The sequence below is a fragment of the Ornithinibacillus bavariensis genome, from assembly GCF_018333235.1.
GTDB classification, from domain to species: Bacteria; Bacillota; Bacilli; order Bacillales; family Amphibacillaceae; genus Ornithinibacillus; species Ornithinibacillus bavariensis.
On the sequence record NZ_BORP01000001.1, the window covers coordinates 605,113 to 630,780 of the forward strand.

Here is a 25,668-nt window from a genome sequence, read left to right on the forward strand (position 1 = left end):
AGCTGTATATTTGATAATGAAAAGTAATACAACAATGACTAACAAGACAAAAAAGGCAGTTCATTTAAGGTTACACAACCTTTGAACTGCCTTTTATATTATCTTGTTTTAGCCATTTGATTAAAGGGATAAAACACAAATTCCGAACGACCTATAATTTCATCCTCGGTAATGAAGCCTAATCCATTTCTAGAATCTTTACTGATAGATCGGTTATCGCCCATCACAAAATATCTTCCTTCTGGAATAGTTATTGGTCCAAAGCTACCCGTGTGATTTTTTGCGTCCTCTGATAAAAAGGTCTGGTCATGAAGTTCATTATTGATATATAGCTTGTGATTCCGTATCTGAATTGTTTCTCCAGGTAAGCCAATAACACGCTTAACATAATTTTTTTCTGGGCGATGGATTATGACAATATCGCCTCGTTTCGGCTCATCGATGAGATATACAATTTTATTAAAAACAACCCGTTCTCCATCTTGTAATGTAGGATCCATACTGTCTCCTTCTACTATGGAAGTTGCAAATATAAATGTACGTAATAAGAATGCAAGAATAATGGCGATAAGGATTGCTTTACCCCATTCTATCCATTCATTTTTTTGTTTCGTTTCGGTCAAAGAAGACATTCCTTTCTCATCAGAAGTAACTGACAACTAAATAAAAATAATGTTACTTCTATTATATCAATTATACCTAGATAAAATAGTTAAATGTAAGTAAAAAGTTCAAAAAATGTAATTAATAATTGTTATTCGGTTCATTTCTGTGCTACATTAATAGAAATAGAAAAGGAGGTATTGTTAAATATTCATGCACGAAACTGACAAGCTCCTAAAACAAATAGAAAGGCTTCGTGAACAAATGAGTTCTGTTGCCCTATCACAAGGCATAACAAGCCTAGAATCTATCGCTCTCAGTCAAGAATTAGATCGTTTGCTAAATATGTATGAAAAACTAAGATATGATAAAAAGGAAGTATGCACAAAAAATAGAGAGAATATTAATTTTTAACTATCATATAGCTAATAGGTGGGATATCGCTATTATGCATTATCCCTTCTATTACTATATCCACTGACTAAACGTTTCGCTTCTGTAAATACTCTTCCAATCGATTTAACCCCTCTTTTAGTGTGAGAAAATCATAGGCATAAGATAATCTCATATATCCTTCGCCAAGTAATGAAAAACTATCTCCAGGTACTAGTGCAAGTCTTGCCTTTTTAACTAAATCTATACCTAATTCAAATGAGGTCATCTCAGAAATGACAAATCTTGGAAAAAAATAAAAGGCCCCATTCGGCTTCATTACTTGTAAACCCATCCTCACTAACCGGTCGTAAACATAGTCTCTTCTAACAAGATATTCTTCATTCATTTTCTTCGGATCACTTAAACCGTTTGTTAGTGCCTCGAGTGCAGCATATTGGCTTATAGAGGAAGCACAGGACACATTGTATTGATGAACTTTAAGTATGTGACTTGCCAGCCATTTAGGTGCTAGTACATATCCAAGACGAAATCCAGTCATGGAATGGGATTTCGATAGGCCATTAATGACTACAACTCGGTCCCTAATTTCTTCAAAGCTGGAAATAGAAGTATGTTTAAAATCATAAACAAGTTCGCTATAAATTTCATCCGCCAGAACAAAAATTTCCTTTCCTTTTAAAACCTCAACCAACTTTTTTAGTTCTGTAGCAGTCAATGATACACCAGTTGGATTAGAAGGGTAGGGGAGTACGACACATTTGGTTTGTTTAGTAATAGCCCTTTCTAAGTCCTTATTTGTTAATTTAAATTCAGTATTTGTTGTATCGACATATACTGCTTTTGCCCCAGCTAAGGTAATTAATGGTTCATATCCAGGATAAATTGGACCAGGTAGAATTACTTCATCGCCTGGATTTAATATGGTTCGAAATACGATATCGATAGCCTGAGAAGCACCAGTTGTTACAATAATTTCATTCTCAGGATTAAAATAAACATGATATGCAGACTCATAAAAGGCGGAAATAGCTTTTCTCAAATCGAAGATACCAGCATTATTTGTATAGGTTGTTCTGTTCGTATTTAATGCATGGATCGCAGCTTCCTTAATATGGCTAGGTGTATGGAAATCAGGCTGACCAATTGTAAGAGAAACAATATTCTCTTCTTCCTCAACCATTTGAAAGAACTTTCTAATACCAGAAATCTCTATTGAATGTATATATTGATTAAGACGGTTTTCCACTAGTTCTCCCCCTCAATTTAATCACCTGGGCATTATTCTTGTTTTCGGTTTGCATTAATATAACTGCTCCTATAATCATTGTCATGCCAAGCATTTGCAACATGTTGAAGGTCTCTTTAAAAATAATAATACCAATTGATGCTGCAACTACGGGTTCAATTGTTGATAAAATAGCAGCTTTTGATGCCTCGGTTTGATTTAGGCCATATGTATACACAATATATGCTATCGCTGTTGGAAAGAGTCCCAATCCAAAAGCATAGAATAAAACCTCTTTATCTAGAAGAAGTGGTAGTTTTTCTTGATATGGAAAAAATGGAATTAGTGCAATTGCTGCTACGACGAAGGTAAAGGTCGTAATACTTAGACTTGAGTACTTGTTTAATGCAAATTTACTAATGATACTATATAAAGCATAACCAATTCCAGATCCAATACCAAATAGGATACTCCCAAGCTGCAAATTATTTACATTTAAAGGTATTAGTTGTACGACGAATAGAGTGCCAATTAATGTTACGAATAGTGCCACCGATTTTCTTTTGGTAAAGGACTCTTTAAATAAGTAAAAAGATAATATGGCAACAAATGCAGGCGCTGTATAGAGCAGTGCAGTAGCAACAGGTATGGAGGACAAGCTTATAGCTGTAAACATACAATAATTAAAAAATATAATACTAAAAATTCCCGTTCCAATAAAATATTTTATATCAGACAGGGAAGTTAATTTAACTTTTTGTGGAGATGTTATTAGCAAAAATAAGAGTAAGATAATTGCTGAGGTTGTTACTCGAAGTGTCACAACCTCCATAGGAGTAAAACCATATACATATAGATTTTTTATAAACCAGCCGATGGTTCCCCATAAGGATGCACCTAGCAAAATATAAGTAACTGCTTTGTTCACTTCCTACCCCTCCTGATAAAATTATCTTTTATTATAGCAAACGTACAAAAATAGTTAGACCTGTAGGTATAGTTCCTATTAAAATCGTTTAGAATGCTTATTAGGTTACTAGAAGAGGGGTGCAGGGAATGTTTTTAACCATTTCAGATTGGATAAAGATATCGCAACTACAATCGATAGGCATTGAAGAAGAATTATTTTATACATTGGTTATTCTATTTGGAATTGCTGGATGTTATGTGTTGATTAGACCAATTTCAGTATTTCTTTTATCGATACGTTCTGAAACGTTATTACGATACGTTTTAAGTGGATTACTTTTTATCGTACTCTTTTTCATTGTTGTTTTATTGAATGGCCATATTGAACTAATAACCTATCAATTATTAAAATTGGCATTACAGGTTTTGGCAATACTAGGATTGTTCCTCTGTGTGATACACCTATTTCGTAATATAAGCAAGAGAAAGAAAAGAGTATGAATGAAGAACCCCCTCATACTAAACTTAATTTTATTTGTATGAGGGGGTTCTCAATTATTACAATAGACAAGCTAACAATTTATCGAAAGGTTTTCTTGGGGGGCCATTCCATTTTGCCGAGTGATGATGGCGTGTAGTAAGTTGAAGTATACTTTTTTGTTTTCTTTTTTTTCTCTTTTGGTTCTCTATAGTCTATATATTGATAGATAATTTTTTTTGCCTGCGCTAAAGACATTTTTGTTTGGGGATTTCGAAAATTATGATCAAGTGAGCCTAAATGCTTAAGTTCTTGAAAGTCTTCCTTCGTTGGAGGAATGTGAAAAAAATAGTCATCCACTTGAACTAATAGTGTTGAATGTTGATTACTTAATTTTGGGTGTTCAGAAAAATGAAGACCAATTTTTTTTGCTTTTTGTTCCTTTAATAGGCGATTAATTGTTTCTTTCTTAATAAAATACAGGTGCTGTGGCTCAAGTGCTGTTTTTGCGTGACGATTTACCGTATATATTGCTTTTGCTAAATCCTGTATGGATACTGTTTCGTGTTGGGCCATAGCTCTCCTCCTTTCTATAAGTATTGGCGTACGTTATAAACTTACTATCTAAAATAAATAGTAACGTAAAGCTTGTCCATTTTTCAAATAATAAAGATAAAAAAAGAAGCCGGTAGGTTGTGATCCCAAAAGCTATAATTACAATCTATCTTTTTGGGGTCACTACCATATGGCTCTTTATTGCATATCTTTTATAAATTCTACCATTTCTTTGATTTGATCTTGTTCAAGGTAATAGCCATTGTAACTCTTTATTGCGTTTCCCTCTGGACTGACTATGGTAAACGAAACACCGTGCATAAAGGTATTATCCTCAAGTTGTTCAATTGGAATTTTGAAAGACTTAACAGCAAACTCTTTAATCGTTTCATAATCATAGCCTGTCAAAAATGTCCAATGATCAAATTCAATTCCACGTACTTCCCCATATTCTTTTAAAGCCTCTGGTGTATCACGCTCGGGGTCAATACTAAATGATACAAATTCAATATTATTAATTCCTTCATCTTCTAATGCACGTTCAATCTTTTGCTTGTTATATGTCATTTGTGGACATTCCGTTTCACATGATGTGTAGATGAAGTCTACAATCCATATTTTTCCGTCAAAATCACTTTTACTTACTTCCTTACCATCCTGATTCGTAAAGGTAAAGTCCTGAACCTCATTTGAAAAGTCCCCTTTATATTTTTGTCCACATGCTGCTAGAAATACAACAAGTGCAAGCATGATTACGACGGAAATCTTTTTTTTCATAGTTTTTCCTCCAGTAATATATTCTTCCATTATTTTAGCATGTAAACGTTCTAGAAACTATGGACAAACTGTTACAAACTTGATGGGAGACTATAAAAGAAAGTCTACTATTTTTGTTTTAAGGTAAAGCATGTAATCTCAGGCACACAAAGGAATCGGTAAGGAAGTCTAGTTGTACCAATACCTCTACTAACATATAAAATTAAGTTGCTGGATTCAAATGTATATTTTCCTTCTACATATTTTTCTGCAAACTTTGGTGTATATAAATGACCGATAAAAGGAAAGCGTACTTGTCCTCCATGACTATGACCGGAAAGTTGAATATCTACTGGATAGTCAATTGTATGATCAGCATAATCCGGCTCATGTGCAAGTAATATAGTAAACAGATCAGAATTAGTATTTTCAAGTGCTTTCGCTAGATTTGGCTTACCAAGCATTACATCATCGATACCGGTAAGGATGATTCTGTCTAAATTATTTTCAATTACATGATGAGTGTTTTTAAGTAGAATAAATTCAGCTTTCTCCATTGTCTCTTGGACAATTTCGGTACCATATCCCCCATGATCATGGTTACCATATATCCAGAACTTCCCTAATGGTGCATGAAGTGAGTGGAGTAAATTGATCAGTCTCTGGTTCCAATTATAGTGATTTGGTTCATCTACTAAGTCACCAGTAAAGACAATTATATCCGGATTTAATTTATTAATTTTCTCAACTAGCTCTTCAAATTGATTTAGCGTGTAGTGGAAACCAATGTGTGTATCTGAAAATTGTACTATTCTAATATTATCGAATGAAGCGGGGATTTTTGTATGGGTAATCGTTTCTTTTTTTATGGTGAGCATACTAGGTTCAATATTCCTTGCATAATAATATGTTCCGCCAGTTAAACCCAAAAATGTGAGTGTACTGCCAATAAGTTTTTTTAGAAAAGACCTTCTATTCATTCTCTCACCTTTTATTCAATAGTGTTATTCATTATATCATACATAGCTTTATCTGTAATACAACATATGATTTTTGACTTTTCCTTATAATAGAAATAGTATGAAGATAGTACTATAGAGAGGAAGATAATGTATGGTTAAAGAGACAGTAATCGTTACAGGAAGTTCTAGTGGCATGGGGAAATTCATGGCTAAGAAATTTGCTGATGAGGGATTGAATGTTGTCTTAACAGGTAGAACTGAGGAAAAATTATTAGCTGTACAAGAAGAGCTTGCACAAAGTGCAAAGGGAGATATCCTTTCAGTTCCATTAGATGTTCGTAATCCAGAAGATATAGAACGAATGGTGAAAGAGACAGTTAATCGATTTGGTAGAATAGACCATTTAGTGAATAATGCTGCAGGTAATTTTATTTGTGCAGCAGAGGATTTATCTGTCAACGGCTGGAAAGCGGTCATTGATATAGTATTAAATGGTACTTTTTATTGTAGTAGAGAAGTAGGAAGGTACTGGATAGAAAATAATATCCAAGGCACGATTATTAATATGGTAGCTACATATGCTTGGAATGCAGGTGCTGGAGTTATCCATTCATCAGCTGCAAAAGCAGGCGTACTCAATATGACAAGAACATTAGCAGTAGAGTGGGGAACGAAATATGGTATTCGTGTTAATGCAATTGCCCCTGGACCAATTGAAAGAACAGGAGGAGCAGAAAAGCTATTTCTGTCTGAAGAAGCGGCTAAACGGACATTAGACTCAGTACCATTAAAGCGATTAGGAAAACCAGAGGAAATAGCAGAGCTAGCTTATTTCTTGTTATCTGATAAAGCCTCCTACATTAATGGAGAAGTAGTAACGATGGACGGTGGGCAGTGGCTAAATAAATTTCCGTTTTAAATGTCCTATGGGCCTTTGGTACAGTATCTCTAAAAAAGGCCCTTTAATTTTCTTAAAGTCACCTTCATCAAATAAAAAGAAATGCTATTAAGCATACTAACTCTAAGGACTATTATGAAATCTTACTATCGACTCTTGGCTAATCAACAAAACAAGTTACTCCTTCATAGAATACATAAAGGGATAAAATAAGTAGTTTTACACCATTTATCATACTTCAAGCATTTTTATCTGTTCATCCTCACAGGGTTAGGTCTTCAAAATTTTTGTTACAGAAAATATGGAAAGGTAGATGAAGTGATTCAAATTCTTTTTAGCACCAAGAGAACCGAAAAAACTTGTGATACCCAAAATATTTTTTGGTTTTCTTAGGACTTAAATTCAATTCTCTTTAACATATAACTGTAATACGGGCATTTATTAATGTTCATCTTCAATCATTCTATATCGTACATGCTAAATTATTACCATATATGTTACACTAAGGTTGAGGTGGAAAAAATATTTCATCTGATCTAAGGTAGGCCCCTTCATTAGAATTGTCTTTCAGGTTAGTTTGATAAAAAGGAGCGGGTAATATGAGTATATTGCAAGATAGAGATTTGACATCGCTTACAATTAGAGATTTAATGATTCCCTCTGAGAAGGTTGCACATGTCCAACTAAACAATCCACTAGAACATGCTTTATTAGTTTTAGTAAAATCAGGATACTCTGCTGTGCCTGTACTTGATTCAACTTATAGATTACAAGGTACAATTGGAAAAACGAGAATTCTAAATGAAATATTGGGATTAGAACAATTTGAGATTGAACGATTATCAACACTTCAGGTACAGGAGGTTATGGTAACAGATATTCCTAGACTCTTAAAAGAGGATACAATCCTTGATGGATTGAAGGCGCTAATTGATTATCCTTTTGTTTGCATTGTTGATGAAGAAGGCTATTTTGATGGTATTTTAACGAGAAGAGCATTACTGAAAGAATTACGAAAGGATATATATTCAGGAAAAAGTAAAAATTAATGACTTAAGACATAGTGTTAAGAATAAAAATTTTATAGTAAGGGATTCGCAGATTGAGAATCAAGCTTCTCCTGTCATGGAAAGAGGATATCAAAGGAAGTTATTTTTGGTATCCTCTTCGTATTGCTTGAAGATAAACTGTCTGATAGAGTGAAGATTATAAAAATTAAGGGGGATCGATCATGGGTATGATGAATGCAGAAGAAATTATTAGCTTTATCTCGAATAGTAAGAAAAGCACGCCTGTAAAAGTATACATAAAAGGGGAAGAGTTATCTGGACTTAACTTTGGAAACATCCAAGCTTTTGTAGAACAAAAAAACGGTGTACTGTTTGGAGAATGGAAGGAAGTTTCTGATTTCTTAAAGAACAATCGTTCAGCTATAGCAGATTATGTCGTAGAAAATGATCGTAGGAATTCAGCAATTCCATTATTGGACATGAAGAATATTAATGCTCGAATTGAACCAGGTGCGATTATTCGTGATCAAGTAAAAATTGGTGACGGGGTTGTAATTATGATGGGTGCTATGATCAATATTGGAGCTGTTATTGGTGATGGTACGATGATTGACATGAATGCCGTGCTTGGTGGGCGCGCAACAGTTGGAAAAAATTGCCATATAGGAGCTGGAACTGTTCTAGCGGGTGTCATTGAACCACCATCAGCAAAACCGGTAGTTATAGAGGACGATGTAGTGATCGGAGCAAATGCTGTTGTTTTAGAAGGGGTAACTGTAGGTAAGGGAGCTATCGTTGCAGCTGGTGCTATCGTAACCAAAGATGTTACTCCATACACACTAGTAGCAGGTACACCTGCAAAAGTTTTAAAAGAAATTGATGAAGGAACGAAAGCCAAGACGGAAATTAAGCAAGAACTACGTAAGCTAGACAATGAATAGAGGGACTACAAAATGGATCTGGCTGAGCTGCGTAAAATTAGACGTGAATTACATCAAATTCCTGAATTAGGGTTTCAAGAATTCAAGACACATGAATATTTACTTCATTATATCCACTCAATCGCTAATGATCATGTAGAAGTGAAAACGTGGAAAACAGGAATATTAGTGAAGGTTTCTGGAACGAAATCAAAACAATTAATTGGTTTTCGTACGGATATTGATGGACTACCAATTTTTGAAGAAACAGGATATGATTTTGCCTCAAAACATCCTGGCAATATGCATGCCTGTGGACATGACTTCCATATGACAATTGCTTTAGGAGCTTTAAAAAGCGTTATTGAGCATCGAATCACAGATGATGTACTATTCATATTTCAACCAGCAGAAGAGGGACCAGGCGGAGCATTGCCACTGATGCTTTCCGATGTGTTTTTAGAGTGGTATCCAGATTGTATCTTCGCTCTTCATATAGCACCTGAGTATCCAGTAGGGACAGTTGCGAGTAAAACTGGGTTACTATTCGCAAATACGAGTGAGTTATTTATCAATTTCAAAGGAAAAGGTGGTCATGCAGCATATCCACACTTATCAAAGGATATGGCAGTTGCAGCAGGTGCTTTCATTTCCCATGTACAAGGAATAATAGCAAGAAATTTAAATCCCCTAGATAGTGCTGTTATTACAATTGGCAAAATGACTAGTGGCCATGTCCAAAATGCAATAGCTGAAACCGCTAGACTAGAGGGAACGATACGGACATTAAATCCGGTGGTTATGTCACAAGTAAAAGAGCTATTGCAACGTCTTGCTAAAGGCTTCGAAATCATGCATGATTGTCATATCAAATTAGATTATGGTTCATCCTATTATCAGGTATATAATGATGAACAGTTCGTCCAACGATTTAAGCATGTTACAAAAAAAATAGGTATTCACTATGCAGAAGCAAAAGAAGCAATGACAGGTGAAGATTTTGGCTTCATGCTTAAGGATATACCTGGCTTCATGTTTTGGCTTGGTGTAAATTCAAGCTACGGTCTTCATCATGCTAAATTAAAACCTAGGGAAGAAGCATTAGAGGTTGGAGTAAATACTGTTATTCATATGCTTCGTGAATTGTCTATGGAAGGGAAAATATCCTAGAATATCTTCCATACTTTCGGTCAAACTAAGGATGTAAAAATGGATACTTAGAGGAGTGAAAAAAGTATGGCTAGAATCGGGGTAGAAGAATCCCTTACTGATGTAAAAGAAGCACTAATGGCAATGGGACATGAAGTAATCGAGCTAAAATCCGAAGCGGATACAGCTCATTGTGATTGTTGTGTAATTTCCGGTTTAGATAAGGATGTTATGGGTATGGCTGATACTAGCATTTCAGGTCCGGTGATTAATGCAAATGGACAAAATGCTGAAGAAATTTGCCAAATGGTAAATAATAAATTAAGTTAATAAATATACAAAAGTTTATATGAATTACTAAAACAAGGCTCCTACTAGCAGGAGGCCTTGTTTTTATTATGGTTTAAATTTTTTCTATTGATGAATTAGAAATAATTTTTAAAAAATAAAGTAAAAGTTGTAGCAATTTATTTCGGAAACCGCTATATTAGTAATTACGTTATAGAAAATACTTCTTGGGGGAGGGGATTTAGAATGGATACATTTAAAAAGCTAAAAGAGTTTTACTGGCCTTATAGAAAGTATTTTTATGCTTCATTATTCTTTTTATTTTTTGTAACGGTCATAACGGTTGTGTATCCGATAATTTTGCAGTTAACGATTGACGAAGTAGTCGCAAAAGAGAGATATGACTTAATTCCATGGATTTCATCCATCTTCGTCGTTCTAATGCTGATTAAAGGAATAGCTACATTTTATCATCAATATTTAGGTGACCTTTTTGGAGTCAGTGCAGTGTATGAGGTTCGTGATGCACTGTATAAGAAGCTGCAGGTATTGTCTTTTAAGTATTATGATAATGCAAAAACCGGGGATATTATGTCTCGATTAACATCAGATGTGGAAGGATTTCGTTTCTTCCTATCGTTTGGCTTTGCGGAACTTATCCGGATTGTTCTATTAATTGGTATTAGTTTAAGTGTTATGTTTTATTATTCCATACCACTCACATTGGTTACCATGGCTGCTATGCCATTCCTCATAATAGTAGTTATGAGGTTTGAAAAGAGAGCCCATCCTGCCTTTCGCGGAATCCGTAAGTCTTTTGGAAAACTAAACACAAGGGTACAAGAGAATATAAGTGGGATGCAAACAGTGAAGTCCTTATCACGTGAGGATTTTGAAATTGATAGGTTTTCAACCAGTAATGATGACTATCGAAAAAACTATATTAGCACATCGGAATTATGGGCGAAATTCTTCCCACTAATGGAATTTATCGGGAATGTTTGTGCAGTAGCGTTGCTTGCTTATGGAGGATTCCTTGTCATTGATGAGACATTAGCACTTGGTGAGCTCGTTGCCTTCTTTAGTTTAGTATGGTATATCATGGGACCATTAATGAATGTTGGTTATGTGGTGAATATGTTCTCACAAGCAAAAGCTTCTGGAGAACGATTAAGAGAAATTTTAGAAGCAAAAGAAGATATTGTTGAAAAGGATAATCCAATAACTACTCCGATTAAGGGGCATGTTACATTTCACAATGTTACGCTCACTTATACAAAAGATGATGACTCCGCACTTAAAAATATTAGCTTTGATGCACCACCAGGTAAGACAATTGGCTTAATAGGGGCAACTGGATCAGGTAAGACTAGTATCACACAATTAATTACTAGGTTTTATGAGCCAGAAGCCGGTGATGTACTTGTAGATGGAAGACCAGTAACAGATTATAGTATTAAGACATTAAGGAAGCACATTGGCTACGTTTTACAAGAGTCCTTCTTGTTCTCAACAACAATTAAGGAAAATATTGCTTATGGTAATCCAGAAGCTACAGATGAACAAATTGTTGATGCAGCTAAACGAGCACAGGCCCATGACTTTATCATGGAAATGCCAAAGGGTTATGATACCTTATTAGGGGAAAGAGGAATGGGGTTATCCGGAGGTCAGAAACAACGAATTGCAATTGCCCGTGCTATATGTACTGACCCTAGTATTCTAGTCCTTGACGATGCAACATCAGCAGTAGATATGGAAACGGAATTCCAGATACAGAAGGCATTAAAAGAAGTTATGAAAGACCGTACGTCATTTATCATTGCGCACCGTATCTCGTCTTTAAAGCATGCTGATGAGATAATCGTGTTAGATGATGGGGAAGTAGTAGAACGTGGCACACATGAAGAATTATTATCAAATAATGGTGTATATAAGCGAATTTATAGTATCCAATATCAAGACCATGACGCCATTATGAATGCTGTCAATTAAAGGGGGGAAAAGCATGTCAAGCAAGGGAGCACAAATAGAGAATAAACGACATTTAAAACGATTTTATTATACAGTGGATCAAGCAATTGAGAAGCCCTTTAACTGGAAGCAAATGTGGCGATTACTATACTATTTAAAGCCTTATACGAAAACCTATTTATTAGGTGCAATTATTGCGATGATCGTGTCAACAGCAATTCGCTTAGCGATACCTATTTTAATTGGTAAAGCTGCAATTGATATCGCTATCGCTAAAAAAGATACTACTTTGTTACTATACTTAGTTATTACGATTGGTATTCTTTATTTACTTAGCTATGTCGCCAACTATTTTCGAATAAAATGGGTAAATTTATTAGGACAAAATGTTATATATGATTTGAGGCAGCATTTGTTTACCCATGTTCAGGGGCTATCGAATAATTTCTTTGATTCCAAATCAGCTGGTTCTATTCTAGTTCGGATCATGAATGATACAAACTCTTTACAGGAGCTATTCTCAAGTGGGATAATCAATCTCTTAATGGATATTGCGACATTACTGGGAATTGTAACTATCTTAATTACACTAAGTCCAAAATTAGCCTTAGCTGTTATGGTAGTTATTCCACTCATGTTTTATGTAACTACTGTTCTAAGAAGAAAAATACGTAGGACATGGCAAGAAGTTCGGATACAACAATCTCGGATGAATTCCCACCTGAACGAAAGTATCCAAGGAATTCGTATTACACAGGCATTTACTCAGGAAAAAGAAAATACAGAGTTTTTTAATGGGTTAAATACGGATACGTACAATGCTTGGGTTAGTGCAACGAAGAAAAGTGCAATGTTCCGTCCCTTTGTGGAAATGAGTAATGCTATAGGTACAGTCATTTTGATCGTATTCGGGGCACATCTTATCATTCTCGGCCCTTCTAATGGAGGGATTGAGCTAGGTACCTTCGTATCCTTTGCGTTTTTCCTAGGTATGTTTTGGGATCCTATTTCTCGTTTGGGTCAAATGTATAATCAGCTCTTAGTAGCTATGGCTTCCTCGGAACGAATATTTGAATACCTAGATGAAAAACCTAATGTTGATGAGGTTGAAAATCCGTATGAATTTCAGGAGATGAAAGGACGTATCGAATTTGACCATGTTCAATTCTCCTATGATGAGAACCGGATTGCCCTTCATGAGGTTTCACTAGAAATGAAGGCAGGTCAGACAATTGCATTAGTTGGCCATACAGGTAGTGGAAAATCAACCATCGCCAACTTAATTAGCAGATTTTATGACCCAACCAAAGGTCAGGTTAAGATTGATGGACATAATTTACGTGATGTATCCTTAAATAGCTTACGAAAACATATTAGTGTCGTTTTACAAGATACCTTTATTTTCTCTGGTACTATTATGGATAACATACGATTTGGTAATCCAGGTGCAACAGATGAAGAGGTAATGGAAGCAGCAAGAGTTGTTGGAGCTGATGATTTCATTGCACGGTTAGCAAAAGGTTATCAAACCGAGGTTGAAGAAAGAGGAAATATTCTCTCTGCAGGGGAAAGACAATTATTATCCTTTGCCCGAGCATTACTTGCTAATCCGAGTATCATCATTTTAGACGAAGCTACTGCAAGTATTGATACGGAAACCGAATTAAAAATTCAAGCAGCACTCCGGACGTTGCTGAAAGGAAGAACGGCAATCATTATTGCTCACAGGCTTTCCACCATTCGTGAGGCAGATAATATTTTTGTATTGCAGCAAGGGAAAATATTGGAAAGTGGTAATCATGAGCAATTGATGGAACAAAAGGGTGAATACTATGAATTAGTACGCTCCCAATTCCAAATGTTGGATGCCATTTAGTGAAAAGAAGCAAATTTTCTACTTTGGAAATTTGCTTCTTTTATGTTGTACATTGTAATAGGGGAAGTTACTAGAACAGTATTGATTCGACAATTGATCTGCAAACTTCTTGATAAGAAATTAAAAATGTCAACGATTTCTGCAACGAGATCCCCTAGTTTTAGTTCTACATCTCCATAGGAGCATCTTGCACTTTTCTATTTCAATTGTTAAAGTAATAGATACAAGTGCGTTTGGTTTGGAGGAACATGTATGAAAAAAGAGTTTGCTGTTATAGGCTTAGGCAGATTTGGGGGGAGTATTTGTCAGGAGTTAAGTAAAGAGGGTATGGAAGTATTAGCAATTGACCGAGATGAAGAACGTGTTAATCAATATAAGAACATTGCATCTCATGCAGTGATTGCGGATTCTACCGATGAAACTACTTTGAAAGAGCTAGGAATTAAAAACTTCGATCACGTTATTGTGGCAATTGGAGATAATATACAGGCAAGTATTCTAACCACTGTAGTGCTTACAGAACTCGGAGTTGAAAAAATTACTGTTAAAGCTCAAAATGATTATCATGCAAAAATCCTGCATAAAATTGGTGCCCATCAAGTAGTACATCCTGAACGAGATATGGGAAGAAGAATAGCCCATAGTATTATGTCTAATAATATAGTTGACTACTTAGAACTATCCGATGAGCACAGTATTGTAGAGGTAAAAGCAGGGAAGAAAATGATTGGTAAATCAATTATAGGACTTGACATTCGTGCAAAATATGGTTGTACGGTTGTTGCTATTAAGCAGGGTAATCACATTAATGTATCACCAACCCCCGAAGACATTCTAAAAATAGGGGATATTTTAATAGTTGTCGGAGCAGATAAAGATATTGCTAGATTTGAAAGACAACTAGTCATAGATGAATAAGAATTTAGAGTTGTTTTGCCATAAAATTTCTATATAACCGTGTACGGTAGTAAAGAAAATTAAAAGGAAGTATCCGTTTCGATTTCGGATACTTCCTTTTTTTATACTTCCATAATGATTGGTAAAATCATAGGTCTGCGCTTTGTTTTTTCATATAGGAATGGTGCAATGGTATCGGTAATTTCATTTTTAATTTCCGACCACTGGGTTGTTTTACGCTCCATTACTTTATTTAAATGAGCTGAGACCAACTTCTGTGCTTCGTTAATCATGTCCTCTGATTCACGCATATATACAAATCCTCGAGAAATAATATCAGGACCAGCTGCGATTTTGAATTCCTTCATGTTTATACTTACTACTACGATAACCAAGCCTTCTTCAGAAAGGATTCGGCGATCTCGTAATACGATATTTCCGATATCACCTATTCCACTTCCATCTACATAGACAGAGCCAGAAGGAATTTTACCAGCTACTTGGGCACTATCTTTACTTAGAGCTAATACATCCCCATTATCCATAACAAAGGAATTCTCTAAATCTATCCCACACATTTCAGCAAGTTTTGTATGTTCTACGATCATGCGATATTCACCGTGAATAGGTAAAAAGAATTTTGGTTTCATTAGTCGTAGCATTAATTTTTGTTCTTCCTGACTTCCATGTCCAGAGGTATGGATGTCATTAAGTTTACCATGAATTACTTCTGCTCCAGCACGATAAAGCAAATTAATAGTCTTTCCAACACTTATCGTATTCCCTGGGATTGGTGAGGAAGAGAATACAACTGTGTCGCCTGGTATAATTTGAATTTGCCTATGTGTACCATTTGCAATTCTTGATAAAGCTGCCATCGGCTCACCTTGGGATCCTGTACAGAGAATGGTTACTTCATTTGCAGGAAGTCTATTAATTTCGTTCGCATCGATGAATGTGTCCTTAGGTGCTTGGATGTATCCAAGTTCTTGCCCAAGTGTAATGGCAGATTCCATGCTACGTCCAAACACGGCTACTTTACGATTTGTTGCAACCGCTGCTTCTACCATCTGCTGAAGTCGGTAGATATTGGAAGCGAAAGTAGCAAAGATAATTCTACCGGTAACACGACTGAATATATCTTTAATATTTTCTCCGACAACCTTCTCAGACATGGTGAAGCCAGGTACCTCACTATTCGTGCTATCAGATAGAAGGCAGAGTACGCCTTCTTTACCTATTTCAGCCATTTTTGTTAAGTTCGCAGGATCTCCAACAGGGGTAAAGTCAAATTTAAAATCCCCTGTATGAACAATATTACCTGGAGGTGTTTTAATAACAATCCCATAGGAATCAGGAATACTGTGCGTAGTACGGAAAAAGCTTACGGAAGTTTTACGGAATTTAATGACATCATCTTCTTGAATTGTAATTAATTTTGCATTTCTTAATAGTCCATGTTCTTCTAATTTGTTTCGAATTAAACCTATTGCAAGCTTGCCAGCATAAATTGGAATATTTACTTCACGAAGTAAATAGGGAATACCACCGATATGATCTTCATGTCCATGAGTTACAAATAGTCCCTTGACTTTGTCTTGGTTTTGGATGATATACGTATAATCTGGAATAACATAATCAATACCAAGAAGCTCATCCTCAGGGAATTTTATCCCTGCATCAATTAAAATAATTTCGTCTTGGAATTGAACACCATACGTATTTTTACCAATTTCACCGAGTCCGCCAAGTGCAAATACCGCTGCTTGATCATTTTTTACAAATTTCATAACTTACACGTTCTCCAATTTAAAGTCTTCAGATTGCTTTTCGTATTCCAAATGTGCTTCATCTAATGGTTGGATTAATTCGATGTTGTATCCGCGATCACTTAATTTTTTACGTACATCTTTTTGTGATTCGGCTTCTAGATAGAGCGACTTAGAACGCTCACGAATAGGTACCTCATATGAGGACTCTTGGTAAATTACTTTGAATATCATGTTATCTCTCCTGTCTCTCTCTTCAAAAAACTTTTTGCCAGAAAAGAATGTAAATCTACTTTTCCTGTACAAATGTATTTATTTTGTTCACATAAAGCATGATGAACGTTTTTTCTATTTTCTAATACTGATGTCAATGTACGAAAATAAAACTATTTAATCCTTGTTAAGTATTTCTATGTAACATATCCTATCGTCTAGTTTTCGACCATACATAGAGATATGTTCAATTCATTTTAATAAATGATCTTAAATGATAACTTAACTATTTTAATAATTCCGCATCCGTTTCCGTTTACTATTCCTATGGTAATATTTTGGAACTTTACAAAATGGCAGGTTACAAATGTCAGATTTTCATTATCGGTAGATTGGCTATTGTTTATACTACCTGCCATTAATTTTGCTTATTCTTTAAAAGTTGTCGGTACACGTCCCCGGCCTAAAAAATCTCTCCAACGCTTCTTAAGCTTTTCTTTTAGGCGACGCAACATAAGGACATACACTCCTTTCAGGAAGGTTAAAGAAAAGCACTATCAAGTTCTACCGTCCAATCCCTTGTACTTATAGTATAGTATGGAATTAAAAAATTGGAAATAGAAATAAACAATTTCCTTAAAAATATTATTCAAACGGTTGACAGTAAATGAAAAGCTTCCCAATTTTGCTAGGTAATAAGGGCTAGTATCTAATGAGTATTCTCTTCATTTCCTGAAATTCTATACATAGCATGTAAGCTAAAAAATGTCGGATACTTGCCTCATGACATAAGCATAATTGGAACTAGGTATATAATAAAAGGACAACAGTTAGGGGAGACTGTTGCTGGATAGCTAATCAATTGCTTTTGAATTTTCTGGTATAGCAAATGGGTTTTGTTGATTGATATGGTCATAGAACATAACACCGTTTAAATGATCAATTTCATGCTGAAAAACGATTGCAGCATAATCCTTTAATCGAAGTTTTAACTGATTTCCCTCTATATCTGTCGCCTTCACAGTTATTCGTGCATGTCTAGGTACAAAACCTTCTACATTCCTATCCACAGATAGACAGCCTTCACCAACCGATAAATATGCCTTTTCAACGGAATGACTAACTATTTTAGGATTGAATAGGCCATAGCTATAAAGTTTCCCATTTGAATCTTCAAAATGAACTGCAATCATTCTCTTTAATATACCGAGTTGAGGAGCAGCTAGTCCTACACCAGGCCGAAGATTATATTTTGCACATACCTTTTCATCTTGACTATTTATAAGAAACTCAAGCATATCTTTTAATAAATTAGTTTCTTCTTCTGTTGGGGGTAACTTCACTTCCTTGGCCACTTCTCTTAAGGAAGGATGTCCTTCTCGAACAATATCATCCATTGTAAGCATTTATTTCACTCCATCTCTTTTTTATATCATATTCTTACCGAATATACATTGTGCAATCAACTAAATAGTTTATCATATATTTTGTGCTTCTGGCATAAATTTACCATGAGCAAGCTATTAAAATATAAATCCAGATAGCTATTTTTATGATATACTAAATGACAGTAATATAATCTAGCAATTGCAGCAGGCAAGAGGGGGATCATCAAAGGTGAAAATATCGAAATCATTTTTCATCATATGCTTTGGAATCCTACTATTCCTAGTAGGGTGTGGAGATAGTCCTGAAACACAAATTTATAACCATCTAGAAGAAGCTGTTCACCTGGAAGATGGATTTAAAAAGCAACAAGACGAGATAGCAGGATTGGAGAAGAAAGAACAAGATATTTACAAAGAAATTATTGAACTTGGTATTGATGAACTAGATAAAATTAAGCAATTATCACAGGAAGCAATTACTTCTATTGACAAGCGTTCTGAGAAGATCAAATTAGAGAGAGAAAGCTTAGATCAAGCAAAGGAAGAATTTGAGAAAACAAAGGACGTCATTGATAAACTAAAGGATACAGAGGTTAAAAAAGAAGCGACAACCCTATATGACACGATGGAAAAGCGCTATGATGCATATCAGACTCTGAATAAGGTGTACAATGAATCCATAGACTTGGAAAAAGAATTATATGAAATGCTGCAAATAGAAGATCTACAACAAGAGGATTTGCAGGCACATATCGAAAAATTAAATGTTAAATACCAGGAAGTTATTAATGCCAATGATTCATTCAATGAGCTTACAACGAAATACAACGAATTAAAGAAAGATTTTTATAAGATTGCCAATATAAATGTAAAGTATGTAGAGAATAAGTAGGTGAAAAGATGCTGACATCATAATTTTATTATGTGACAGCGTCTTTTTTTATGGTGTTTTAGTACAAAATATACAATCAACTATAACAGTTGGATAATGATGAATGAGGGAGTATGCCAACATATCAAGAAATGTAAGTCAAAGTAGTTGACCGAATGGAATTAGTTGAGCTAAACTTTATTTGTATTCAATATATTGTACCAGTTTTTTTTGCGAGAAAAATGTAACAGTTTGTGTTCCTTTCCATCGTATGAACCTTACTGACGTAAATAAGACACAAATAATAGCAAATCGGTACAGATTTTCCTTGTTTTGGGGAAGGATAGTAAAGATTATTTCAAAAGGATGAAAGAAAGGAAGAGGTGAACTATTTTGAAACACGTTTTAGAAAGTGTTGAAAGTCAGTTCGAAATGTTCCAGATTCTTAATGAAGATGGGAAAATTGTCAATAAGGATGACATGCCTGATTTGTCAGATGATGAATTAAGAGAATTAATGAAGAGAATGGTATATACTCGCGTGCTTGATCAACGTTCTATCGCATTAAACAGACAAGGTCGTCTTGGTTTCTATGCACCAACTGCTGGTCAAGAGGCATCTCAATTGGGTAGTCATTTTGCATTAGAAAAAGAAGACTATATACTGCCTGGATACCGTGACGTTCCACAATTAATCTGGCACGGATTACCATTATATCAAGCATTCTTATTTTCAAAAGGACATTTTCATGGAAATCAAATGCCAGAGGGTATGAATGCACTTCCTCCACAAATTATTATTGGTGCACAATATGTGCAAGCTGCTGGTGTTGGTTTAGGTCTGAAAATGCGTGGTAAGAAATCGGTAGCGATTACGTACACTGGTGATGGAGGTACATCACAAGGTGATTTCTACGAAGGAATGAACTTCGCAGGAGCATATGGTGCTAATAACATTTTTATCGTTCAGAATAACGGATTTGCTATCTCTGTACCAAGAGAAAAACAAACTGCAGCTAAAACTCTAGCACAAAAAGCAATTGCTGCTGGAATTGAAGGAATTCAAGTTGATGGTATGGACGTACTTGCTGTTTACGCTGCAACTAAATATGCAAGAGAACGTGCAATAGCTGGTGAAGGTCCAATGTTAATTGAAACGATGACCTATCGTTACGGTCCTCATACAATGTCAGGAGATGATCCAACACGTTACCGTTCTCAAGATCTTGACTCTGAATGGGAGAAAAAAGATCCTCTAGTTCGTTTCCGTAAGTTCCTAGAAAGCAAGAAACTATGGACAGAAGAAGACGAAAACCAAGTAATTGAACAAGCAAAAGAGGATATTAAAGAAGCAATCAAAAAAGCGGATCAATATCCAAAGCAAAAAGTTACTGATTTAATTTCTAATATGTTTGAAACACTTCCACAGAATTTACAAGAACAAATGGAAGAGTACAAAGCAAAGGAGTCGAAATAAACAATGGCACAAATGACAATGATTCAAGCAATCACTGATGCACTACGCACAGAATTAAAAAATGATGAAAATGTGCTAGTGTTTGGTGAAGATGTCGGCCAAAACGGTGGTGTATTCCGTGCTACAGAAGGCCTTCAAAAAGAATTCGGGGAAGATCGTGTATTTGACACGCCATTAGCAGAGTCTGGAATTGGTGGTCTAGCAATTGGACTTGCTTTAGAAGGCTATCGCCCTGTTCCTGAGATTCAATTCTTTGGCTTCGTATATGAAGTAATTGACTCAATCAGTGGTCAGATGGCCCGTATGCGCTATCGTTCTGGAGGAACAAAAAATGCACCTATTACAGTACGTTCACCATTTGGTGGAGGTGTGCATACTCCAGAATTGCATGCTGACTCCTTAGAAGGATTAGTAGCACAGCAACCAGGCTTAAAAGTAGTTATTCCATCTACTCCATATGATGCAAAAGGGTTACTAATTTCTTCAATTCGTGATAATGATCCAGTTATTTTCCTTGAGCATATGAAATTATATCGTTCATTCCGTGGAGAGGTTCCAGAAGGCGAATATACAATTGAACTTGGTAAAGCAGACGTTAAGCGTGAAGGTAAAGATGTAACCATCGTAACATATGGTGCTATGGTACATGCATCACTAAAGGCAGCTGAAGAGCTTGAGAAAAACGGTGTTGATGTAGAGGTTATCGATTTACGTACTGTTTCACCTATTGATATTGATACTATTTTGGAATCAGTTAAGAAAACAAATCGTGTCGTAGTTGTTCAAGAAGCACAACGACAAGCTGGTATTGCTGCAAATGTTGTTTCTGAAATTCAAGAAAGAGCAATCTTACATTTAGAAGCTCCAGTATTACGTGTTACTGCACCAGACACAGTATATCCATTCTCTGAAGCGGAAAACGTTTGGTTACCTAATTATAATGACATCATAGAAAAAGTAAACACTGTAATGAATTTCTAACTTTGATAGGAGGCTTTTCTAATGGCTTTTGAATTTAAATTACCGGATATCGGTGAAGGAATCCATGAAGGTGAGATTGTATCATGGATGGTTAAAGAGGGCGACGCGGTTAAAGAAGATGATGTGCTCTGTGAAGTACAAAACGATAAGGCTGTCGTTGAAATCCCTTCTCCAGTAGAAGGAACAGTTACGAAGATTTTTGTGAAAGAAGGAGAAGTTGCAGTAGTTGGCGACACTCTTATTTCTTTTGATGCTGAAGGCTATGAAAGTACAGAAAGTGAAGAACCTGCTGCTGAGAAGAATGAAGCAGTAAAAGCAGAAGCTCCAAAAGCAGAAGCTCCACAGGCTGTTCAACAAACTACAGATGTAGATGAGAATAAGCGCGTTATAGCAATGCCTTCTGTGCGCAAATATGCTCGTGAAAATGATGTGAACATTAAGCTAGTAACAGGTACTGGAAATAATGGCCGTATCACGAAAGAAGATATTGATAGCTTCGTAAACGGTGGTCAACCTGTGGTAGATAGAGCAGAAGCAGAAACTGCAGCTCAAGATACAGCACCAGCAAAAACACCTGTTTTAGAAGGAAACTTCCCAGAAACACGTGAGAAAATGAGCCCAATTCGCAAAGCTATTGCTAGAGCAATGGTTAACTCAAAATCAAAAGCACCACATGTTACTTTAATGGATGAAGTAGATGTAACAGCATTAGTTGCGCATCGTAAGAAATTTAAGCAGACTGCATTAGATCAAGGTATTAAATTAACTTACCTACCTTATGTTGTTAAAGCTATTGTTTCTGCATTGAAACAATATCCTATTCTAAATGCTTCCATTGATGATGCTACAGAAGAAATTGTGCAAAAACATTACTTTAACATTGGTATTGCTGCTGATACAGATAAAGGGTTACTTGTTCCTGTAGTTAAGAACGCAGACCGTAAATCAATTTTTGCTATTTCACAAGAAATTAATGAATTGGCAGATAAAGCTAGAAGTGGTAAACTAGCACCAGATGAGATGAAAGGTGCTTCAAGTACAATTTCTAATATCGGTTCTGCGGGAGGACAATGGTTCACACCAGTTATCAACTATCCAGAAGCTGCAATATTAGGAATCGGACGTATTGCCGAAAAACCAATAGTTCGTGATGGAGAAATTGTGATTGCTCCTGTACTTGCAGTTTCATTGAGCTTCGATCACCGTATTGTTGATGGTGCAACTGCTCAGCTAGCCTTAAATCAAATCAAGCGTTTATTAAATGATCCACAATTAATTATGATGGAGGCGTAAGGATTATGGTAGTAGGAGATTTTCCAATTGAACTAGACACACTTGTTGTCGGTGCAGGCCCTGGGGGATATGTAGCTGCTATTCGTGCCGCACAATTAGGTCAAAAAGTAACTATCGTGGATAAAGGAGCTTTAGGTGGCGTGTGCCTAAATATTGGTTGTATTCCATCAAAAGCATTAATCGAAGCTGGACATTCAGTAGAGAGAGCTCATGGCAGTGAAGCAATTGGTATTAAAACCGAAAATGTAACTGTTGATTTCTCTAAAGTACAAGAATGGAAAGCATCCGTTGTTAATAAACTAACATCCGGTGTTGAGAGCCTATTAAAAGGGAATAAAGTCGACATCGTTAAAGGTGAAGTATATTTTGTTGATGGAAATACTGTAAAAGTTATGGATGAGAAGACTTCTCAAACATACACATTTAAAAACTGCATTATCGCAACAGGTTCATCACCAATTGAAATTCCTACATTTAAGTTCTCTGAGCGTGTATTAGATTCTACAGCTGCTCTTGATCTTAAAGAAGTTCCTAAAAAGCTAGTAGTAATCGGCACAGGATTCATTGGTGCTGAGCTTGGTACTGCATATGCTAATTTTGGTACTGAAGTAATCTTCTTAGAGGGTGCGAAAGATATCCTTGGTGGCTTTGAAAAACAAATGACTCAATTAGTTAAGAAAGGCCTTAAGAAGAAAGGTGCAACGATTATTACAGAAGCAATGGCCAAAGGCGTCGAAGAAACAAAAGACGGCGTGAAGGTAAGCTATGAAGTTGCTGGAAAAGAAGAGACAGTTGAAGCGGATTACGTATTGGTTACAGTTGGTCGTCGTCCAAATACAAGAGAGATTGGTTTAGAACAAGTTGGTATTGAGGTCGATGAAAGAGGATTAATCAAAGTAGATAAGCAATGCCGCACTAATGTACCTAACATTTATGCAATTGGGGATGTTGTGGCAGGTGCTCCTTTAGCTCATAAAGCATCTTATGAAGGTAAGGTTGCTGCAGAAGCTATCAGCGGAGAAAAATCTGAAGTTGATTATATCGGTATGCCAGCAGTAGCTTTCGTTGAACCTGAACTTGCTACAGTAGGAATGACGGAACAAGAAGCAAAAGATGCAGGATACAATGTAAAAGTAGCAAAATTCCCATTCGGTGCAAATGGTCGTGCTCTTTCACTTAATGCAACAGATGGCTTCTTAAAATTAGTAACTCGTAAAGAGGATGGACTTGTTCTTGGTGGTCAAATTGCTGGTCCTAATGCAAGTGATATGATCTCAGAAATCGGATTAGCAGTAGAATCTGGTATGACTGCTGAAGATATCGCATTAACTATTCATGCTCACCCAACACTTGGTGAAATAACCATGGAAGCAGCTGAAGTAGCATTAGGAACACCAATCCATATGCTTTAATTGAAACGAATTAATAAGAGTAATGTATTCATAAAGGATACATTACTCTTATTTTTTTTTTGGGGGTTTTTGCGTGAATCGAAATGTTTTCGCATATTGTATTCTTTTGTCCTGTCGTTTAAACTTGTATTGGACAAGTAATAAAATACAACAGGAGGATTCGTCATGAAAAAAATCTTTATGTTAATTTCCGTGCTACTGATGGTGTCTTTGGTAGCATGCAGTAATTCGAATCAAAGTAAAGAAACGAAAGATAATCAAATAAAAGATGAACCGAAAGAACAAATTAGTAATTCGAATGAAGATAGTAATATAGCTGAAAATACCGAGAATAATAAAGGTGCAGATCAAGAAGCTTCAAATCAAGAGGAAGCAAATAATGATAAGGAAATGGGGGGAGCAGTTGAAGCAGCGTATCGTATCGCAGATAATTGGTCGATTACCCCGATTAAAGAAGGAATAAATGAAAAAGTTGTTCTACTGACTATTGATGATGCACCAGATAAGTATGCATTAGAAATGGCTAGAACGCTAAAGGATCTGGATGCAGGGGCAATATTTTTTGTAAATGGTCATTTTCTAGAAACTCCTGAAAACAAAGAAATATTGAAAAAAATTCATGACATGGGATTCATTATTGGAAATCACACATATTCTCATAAAAAGTTACCAGATTTAACAAAAGAGGAACAGAAGAATGAAATTATACGTGTAAATGATATGGTAGAAGAAATTATTGGAGAACGCCCGAAATTCTTTCGAGCACCAAATGGTGCTAATACTGATTATTCCAAGAATCTTGTCAAGGAAGAAAAGATGGTATTAATGAACTGGTCATATGGTTATGATTATTTCAAGCCATATATGGATAAAGAAAAATTAACCAAAGCTATGATTACTGGGGAAGGTCCAGAGGCGCGTGAACCAAATTCATTATTAAATCCAGGTGCAAATTTATTAATGCATGACAGAAAATGGACAAGTGAAGCACTGGGAGATATTGTAGTAGGACTGCGTGAACAAGGCTACGAGATGGTTGATCCGCATTTAATCGAAACGATTTCTGATTAATAAACAAGTACTAGTGAAAAATCACTGGTACTTTTTATTAATTATGTTATACTAATTATGTGATATATCGTAAATGTATTATACTTTATTAACAATAAGTGTTATACATTATATTGAGGGAGCTGGGAATAGTGGGTACAATTATTTGTCAAACATGTCAGCAAACAATTGAGCATTATGAAAATGAGAAGGTTGTCGTTCTTTACGGAACATGTCCTGATTGTAAAACGAAAAAAATGCAAAAATAAATAATCTATCATACATTTGGCTGCAAACTTTGCAGCCATTTGTTTTGTCG

The 25,668-nt window shown here is 35.7% G+C and carries 26 protein-coding genes; 17 read left to right on the top strand and 9 right to left on the bottom strand.

Annotation, left to right across the window (positions count from 1 at the left end; genetic code table 11):
* Nucleotides 1–98: 98 nt before the first annotated feature.
* Nucleotides 99–623: a signal peptidase I gene (gene lepB / locus KI338_RS03050; protein WP_244853317.1), complete on the bottom strand. Its 525-nt coding sequence runs from the start codon at nt 621–623 to the stop codon at nt 99–101.
* Nucleotides 624–816: 193 nt separating this feature from the next.
* Here lepB and KI338_RS03055 point away from each other — a divergent pair, with 193 nt between their 5' ends.
* Nucleotides 817–1,017, top strand: coding sequence for an aspartyl-phosphate phosphatase Spo0E family protein (locus KI338_RS03055; protein WP_212919486.1), 201 nt, complete (start codon nt 817–819; stop codon nt 1,015–1,017).
* Between the two features lie 67 nt (nt 1,018–1,084).
* Here the strand turns inward: KI338_RS03055 and KI338_RS03060 are convergent, their stop codons facing one another.
* Both KI338_RS03060 and KI338_RS03065 read right to left on the bottom strand, forming a co-directional pair.
* Nucleotides 1,085–2,245: an aminotransferase A gene (locus KI338_RS03060; RefSeq protein ID WP_212919487.1), complete on the bottom strand. Its 1,161-nt coding sequence runs from the start codon at nt 2,243–2,245 to the stop codon at nt 1,085–1,087.
* Entirely contained in the window at nt 2,229–3,152 is a 924-nt protein-coding gene (locus KI338_RS03065; RefSeq protein ID WP_212919488.1) for a DMT family transporter, read from the bottom strand. The genes KI338_RS03060 and KI338_RS03065 overlap by 17 nt, the downstream gene beginning before the upstream one ends.
* A gap of 128 nt (nt 3,153–3,280) precedes the next feature.
* Between KI338_RS03065 and KI338_RS03070 the strand changes: the two genes are divergently transcribed.
* Complete coding sequence (locus tag KI338_RS03070; RefSeq protein ID WP_212919489.1) at nt 3,281–3,634, top strand: hypothetical protein; 354 nt, start codon at nt 3,281–3,283, stop codon at nt 3,632–3,634.
* Nucleotides 3,635–3,713: 79 nt separating this feature from the next.
* Here KI338_RS03070 and KI338_RS03075 read toward each other — a convergent pair whose 3' ends face one another.
* From KI338_RS03075 to KI338_RS03085, 3 genes are all read right to left on the bottom strand, one after another.
* Nucleotides 3,714–4,187 carry a YkyB family protein gene (locus KI338_RS03075; protein WP_212919490.1) on the bottom strand — a complete coding sequence of 158 codons (474 nt, stop codon included), beginning with the start codon at nt 4,185–4,187 and terminating at the stop codon, nt 3,714–3,716.
* Between the two features lie 177 nt (nt 4,188–4,364).
* Entirely contained in the window at nt 4,365–4,943 is a 579-nt protein-coding gene (locus KI338_RS03080) for an SCO family protein (RefSeq protein ID WP_212919491.1), read from the bottom strand.
* Between the two features lie 107 nt (nt 4,944–5,050).
* Nucleotides 5,051–5,902 (bottom strand): metallophosphoesterase, encoded by an 852-nt coding sequence (locus KI338_RS03085; RefSeq protein ID WP_212919492.1) that lies wholly within the window; start codon nt 5,900–5,902, stop codon nt 5,051–5,053.
* 133 nt (nt 5,903–6,035) lie between these two features.
* Here KI338_RS03085 and fadH point away from each other — a divergent pair, with 133 nt between their 5' ends.
* From fadH to KI338_RS03125, 8 genes are all read left to right on the top strand, one after another.
* On the top strand, nt 6,036–6,803 hold the full coding sequence (gene fadH, locus KI338_RS03090) for a 2,4-dienoyl-CoA reductase (protein ID WP_212919493.1): 768 nt from the start codon (nt 6,036–6,038) through the stop codon (nt 6,801–6,803).
* 578 nt (nt 6,804–7,381) lie between these two features.
* Complete coding sequence (gene cbpB / locus KI338_RS03095; RefSeq protein WP_212919494.1) at nt 7,382–7,831, top strand: cyclic-di-AMP-binding protein CbpB; 450 nt, start codon at nt 7,382–7,384, stop codon at nt 7,829–7,831.
* A 182-nt stretch (nt 7,832–8,013) separates the two neighbouring features.
* Complete coding sequence (dapD, locus tag KI338_RS03100; RefSeq protein ID WP_212919495.1) at nt 8,014–8,733, top strand: 2,3,4,5-tetrahydropyridine-2,6-dicarboxylate N-acetyltransferase; 720 nt, start codon at nt 8,014–8,016, stop codon at nt 8,731–8,733.
* 12 nt (nt 8,734–8,745) lie between these two features.
* On the top strand, nt 8,746–9,882 hold the full coding sequence (locus tag KI338_RS03105) for an N-acetyldiaminopimelate deacetylase (protein ID WP_212919496.1): 1,137 nt from the start codon (nt 8,746–8,748) through the stop codon (nt 9,880–9,882).
* Nucleotides 9,883–9,948: 66 nt separating this feature from the next.
* Nucleotides 9,949–10,191, top strand: coding sequence for a YkuS family protein (locus KI338_RS03110; RefSeq protein ID WP_212919497.1), 243 nt, complete (start codon nt 9,949–9,951; stop codon nt 10,189–10,191).
* Nucleotides 10,192–10,395: 204 nt separating this feature from the next.
* Nucleotides 10,396–12,144: an ABC transporter ATP-binding protein gene (locus KI338_RS03115; protein ID WP_212919498.1), complete on the top strand. Its 1,749-nt coding sequence runs from the start codon at nt 10,396–10,398 to the stop codon at nt 12,142–12,144.
* A gap of 13 nt (nt 12,145–12,157) precedes the next feature.
* A complete protein-coding gene (locus tag KI338_RS03120; RefSeq protein WP_212919499.1) occupies nt 12,158–13,999 on the top strand; it encodes an ABC transporter ATP-binding protein in 1,842 nt (613 codons plus the stop codon).
* A gap of 252 nt (nt 14,000–14,251) precedes the next feature.
* The gene (locus tag KI338_RS03125) at nt 14,252–14,917 is read left to right on the top strand and encodes a potassium channel family protein (protein WP_212919500.1); all 666 of its coding nucleotides are present in this window, start codon (nt 14,252–14,254) and stop codon (nt 14,915–14,917) included.
* A 101-nt stretch (nt 14,918–15,018) separates the two neighbouring features.
* On the opposite strand, the gene rnjA is transcribed toward KI338_RS03125, so the two are convergent.
* The 3 genes from rnjA to def all read right to left on the bottom strand — a co-directional run bounded on the left by rnjA (nt 15,019) and on the right by def (nt 18,284).
* A complete protein-coding gene (gene rnjA / locus KI338_RS03130) occupies nt 15,019–16,686 on the bottom strand; it encodes a ribonuclease J1 (protein ID WP_212919501.1) in 1,668 nt (555 codons plus the stop codon).
* A 3-nt stretch (nt 16,687–16,689) separates the two neighbouring features.
* Nucleotides 16,690–16,899: a DNA-dependent RNA polymerase subunit epsilon gene (locus tag KI338_RS03135; protein ID WP_212919502.1), complete on the bottom strand. Its 210-nt coding sequence runs from the start codon at nt 16,897–16,899 to the stop codon at nt 16,690–16,692.
* Between the two features lie 833 nt (nt 16,900–17,732).
* Nucleotides 17,733–18,284, bottom strand: a complete 552-nt coding sequence (def, locus tag KI338_RS03140; protein WP_212919503.1) for a peptide deformylase — start codon at nt 18,282–18,284, stop codon at nt 17,733–17,735.
* Between the two features lie 211 nt (nt 18,285–18,495).
* Here def and KI338_RS03145 point away from each other — a divergent pair, with 211 nt between their 5' ends.
* From KI338_RS03145 to KI338_RS03175, 7 genes are all read left to right on the top strand, one after another.
* Nucleotides 18,496–19,158, top strand: coding sequence for a YkyA family protein (locus KI338_RS03145; RefSeq protein WP_212919504.1), 663 nt, complete (start codon nt 18,496–18,498; stop codon nt 19,156–19,158).
* A 411-nt stretch (nt 19,159–19,569) separates the two neighbouring features.
* Nucleotides 19,570–20,613: a pyruvate dehydrogenase (acetyl-transferring) E1 component subunit alpha gene (gene pdhA / locus KI338_RS03150; RefSeq protein WP_212920034.1), complete on the top strand. Its 1,044-nt coding sequence runs from the start codon at nt 19,570–19,572 to the stop codon at nt 20,611–20,613.
* 3 nt (nt 20,614–20,616) lie between these two features.
* Nucleotides 20,617–21,594, top strand: a complete 978-nt coding sequence (locus tag KI338_RS03155) for an alpha-ketoacid dehydrogenase subunit beta (RefSeq protein ID WP_212919505.1) — start codon at nt 20,617–20,619, stop codon at nt 21,592–21,594.
* A 21-nt stretch (nt 21,595–21,615) separates the two neighbouring features.
* Nucleotides 21,616–22,887: a dihydrolipoamide acetyltransferase family protein gene (locus tag KI338_RS03160; protein WP_212919506.1), complete on the top strand. Its 1,272-nt coding sequence runs from the start codon at nt 21,616–21,618 to the stop codon at nt 22,885–22,887.
* A 5-nt stretch (nt 22,888–22,892) separates the two neighbouring features.
* A complete protein-coding gene (gene lpdA, locus KI338_RS03165; protein WP_212919507.1) occupies nt 22,893–24,299 on the top strand; it encodes a dihydrolipoyl dehydrogenase in 1,407 nt (468 codons plus the stop codon).
* A gap of 165 nt (nt 24,300–24,464) precedes the next feature.
* Complete coding sequence (locus tag KI338_RS03170; protein WP_212919508.1) at nt 24,465–25,370, top strand: polysaccharide deacetylase family protein; 906 nt, start codon at nt 24,465–24,467, stop codon at nt 25,368–25,370.
* Nucleotides 25,371–25,501: 131 nt separating this feature from the next.
* Nucleotides 25,502–25,618 carry a GapA-binding peptide SR1P gene (locus KI338_RS03175; protein WP_212919509.1) on the top strand — a complete coding sequence of 39 codons (117 nt, stop codon included), beginning with the start codon at nt 25,502–25,504 and terminating at the stop codon, nt 25,616–25,618.
* The last annotated feature ends 50 nt before the right edge of the window (nt 25,619–25,668 follow it).

What these genes read in the sequence shown, in the direction of transcription:
- KI338_RS03115 (WP_212919498.1), top strand. Translation starts at nt 10,396, where the DNA reads ATGGATACATTTAAAAAGCTAAAAGAGTTTTACTGGCCTTATAGAAAG.
- cbpB (WP_212919494.1), top strand. Translation starts at nt 7,382, where the DNA reads ATGAGTATATTGCAAGATAGAGATTTGACATCGCTTACAATTAGAGAT.
- KI338_RS03055 (WP_212919486.1), top strand. Translation starts at nt 817, where the DNA reads ATGCACGAAACTGACAAGCTCCTAAAACAAATAGAAAGGCTTCGTGAA.
- KI338_RS03110 (WP_212919497.1), top strand. Translation starts at nt 9,949, where the DNA reads ATGGCTAGAATCGGGGTAGAAGAATCCCTTACTGATGTAAAAGAAGCA.
- KI338_RS03070 (WP_212919489.1), top strand. Translation starts at nt 3,281, where the DNA reads ATGTTTTTAACCATTTCAGATTGGATAAAGATATCGCAACTACAATCG.
- KI338_RS03160 (WP_212919506.1), top strand. Translation starts at nt 21,616, where the DNA reads ATGGCTTTTGAATTTAAATTACCGGATATCGGTGAAGGAATCCATGAA.
- fadH (WP_212919493.1), top strand. Translation starts at nt 6,036, where the DNA reads ATGGTTAAAGAGACAGTAATCGTTACAGGAAGTTCTAGTGGCATGGGG.
- KI338_RS03080 (WP_212919491.1), bottom strand. Translation starts at nt 4,943, where the DNA reads ATGAAAAAAAAGATTTCCGTCGTAATCATGCTTGCACTTGTTGTATTT.
- KI338_RS03085 (WP_212919492.1), bottom strand. Translation starts at nt 5,902, where the DNA reads ATGAATAGAAGGTCTTTTCTAAAAAAACTTATTGGCAGTACACTCACA.
- KI338_RS03135 (WP_212919502.1), bottom strand. Translation starts at nt 16,899, where the DNA reads ATGATATTCAAAGTAATTTACCAAGAGTCCTCATATGAGGTACCTATT.
- KI338_RS03155 (WP_212919505.1), top strand. Translation starts at nt 20,617, where the DNA reads ATGGCACAAATGACAATGATTCAAGCAATCACTGATGCACTACGCACA.
- KI338_RS03075 (WP_212919490.1), bottom strand. Translation starts at nt 4,187, where the DNA reads ATGGCCCAACACGAAACAGTATCCATACAGGATTTAGCAAAAGCAATA.
- rnjA (WP_212919501.1), bottom strand. Translation starts at nt 16,686, where the DNA reads ATGAAATTTGTAAAAAATGATCAAGCAGCGGTATTTGCACTTGGCGGA.
- def (WP_212919503.1), bottom strand. Translation starts at nt 18,284, where the DNA reads ATGCTTACAATGGATGATATTGTTCGAGAAGGACATCCTTCCTTAAGA.
- lpdA (WP_212919507.1), top strand. Translation starts at nt 22,893, where the DNA reads ATGGTAGTAGGAGATTTTCCAATTGAACTAGACACACTTGTTGTCGGT.
- KI338_RS03125 (WP_212919500.1), top strand. Translation starts at nt 14,252, where the DNA reads ATGAAAAAAGAGTTTGCTGTTATAGGCTTAGGCAGATTTGGGGGGAGT.
- KI338_RS03105 (WP_212919496.1), top strand. Translation starts at nt 8,746, where the DNA reads ATGGATCTGGCTGAGCTGCGTAAAATTAGACGTGAATTACATCAAATT.
- dapD (WP_212919495.1), top strand. Translation starts at nt 8,014, where the DNA reads ATGGGTATGATGAATGCAGAAGAAATTATTAGCTTTATCTCGAATAGT.
- pdhA (WP_212920034.1), top strand. Translation starts at nt 19,570, where the DNA reads ATGTTCCAGATTCTTAATGAAGATGGGAAAATTGTCAATAAGGATGAC.
- KI338_RS03120 (WP_212919499.1), top strand. Translation starts at nt 12,158, where the DNA reads ATGTCAAGCAAGGGAGCACAAATAGAGAATAAACGACATTTAAAACGA.
- KI338_RS03170 (WP_212919508.1), top strand. Translation starts at nt 24,465, where the DNA reads ATGAAAAAAATCTTTATGTTAATTTCCGTGCTACTGATGGTGTCTTTG.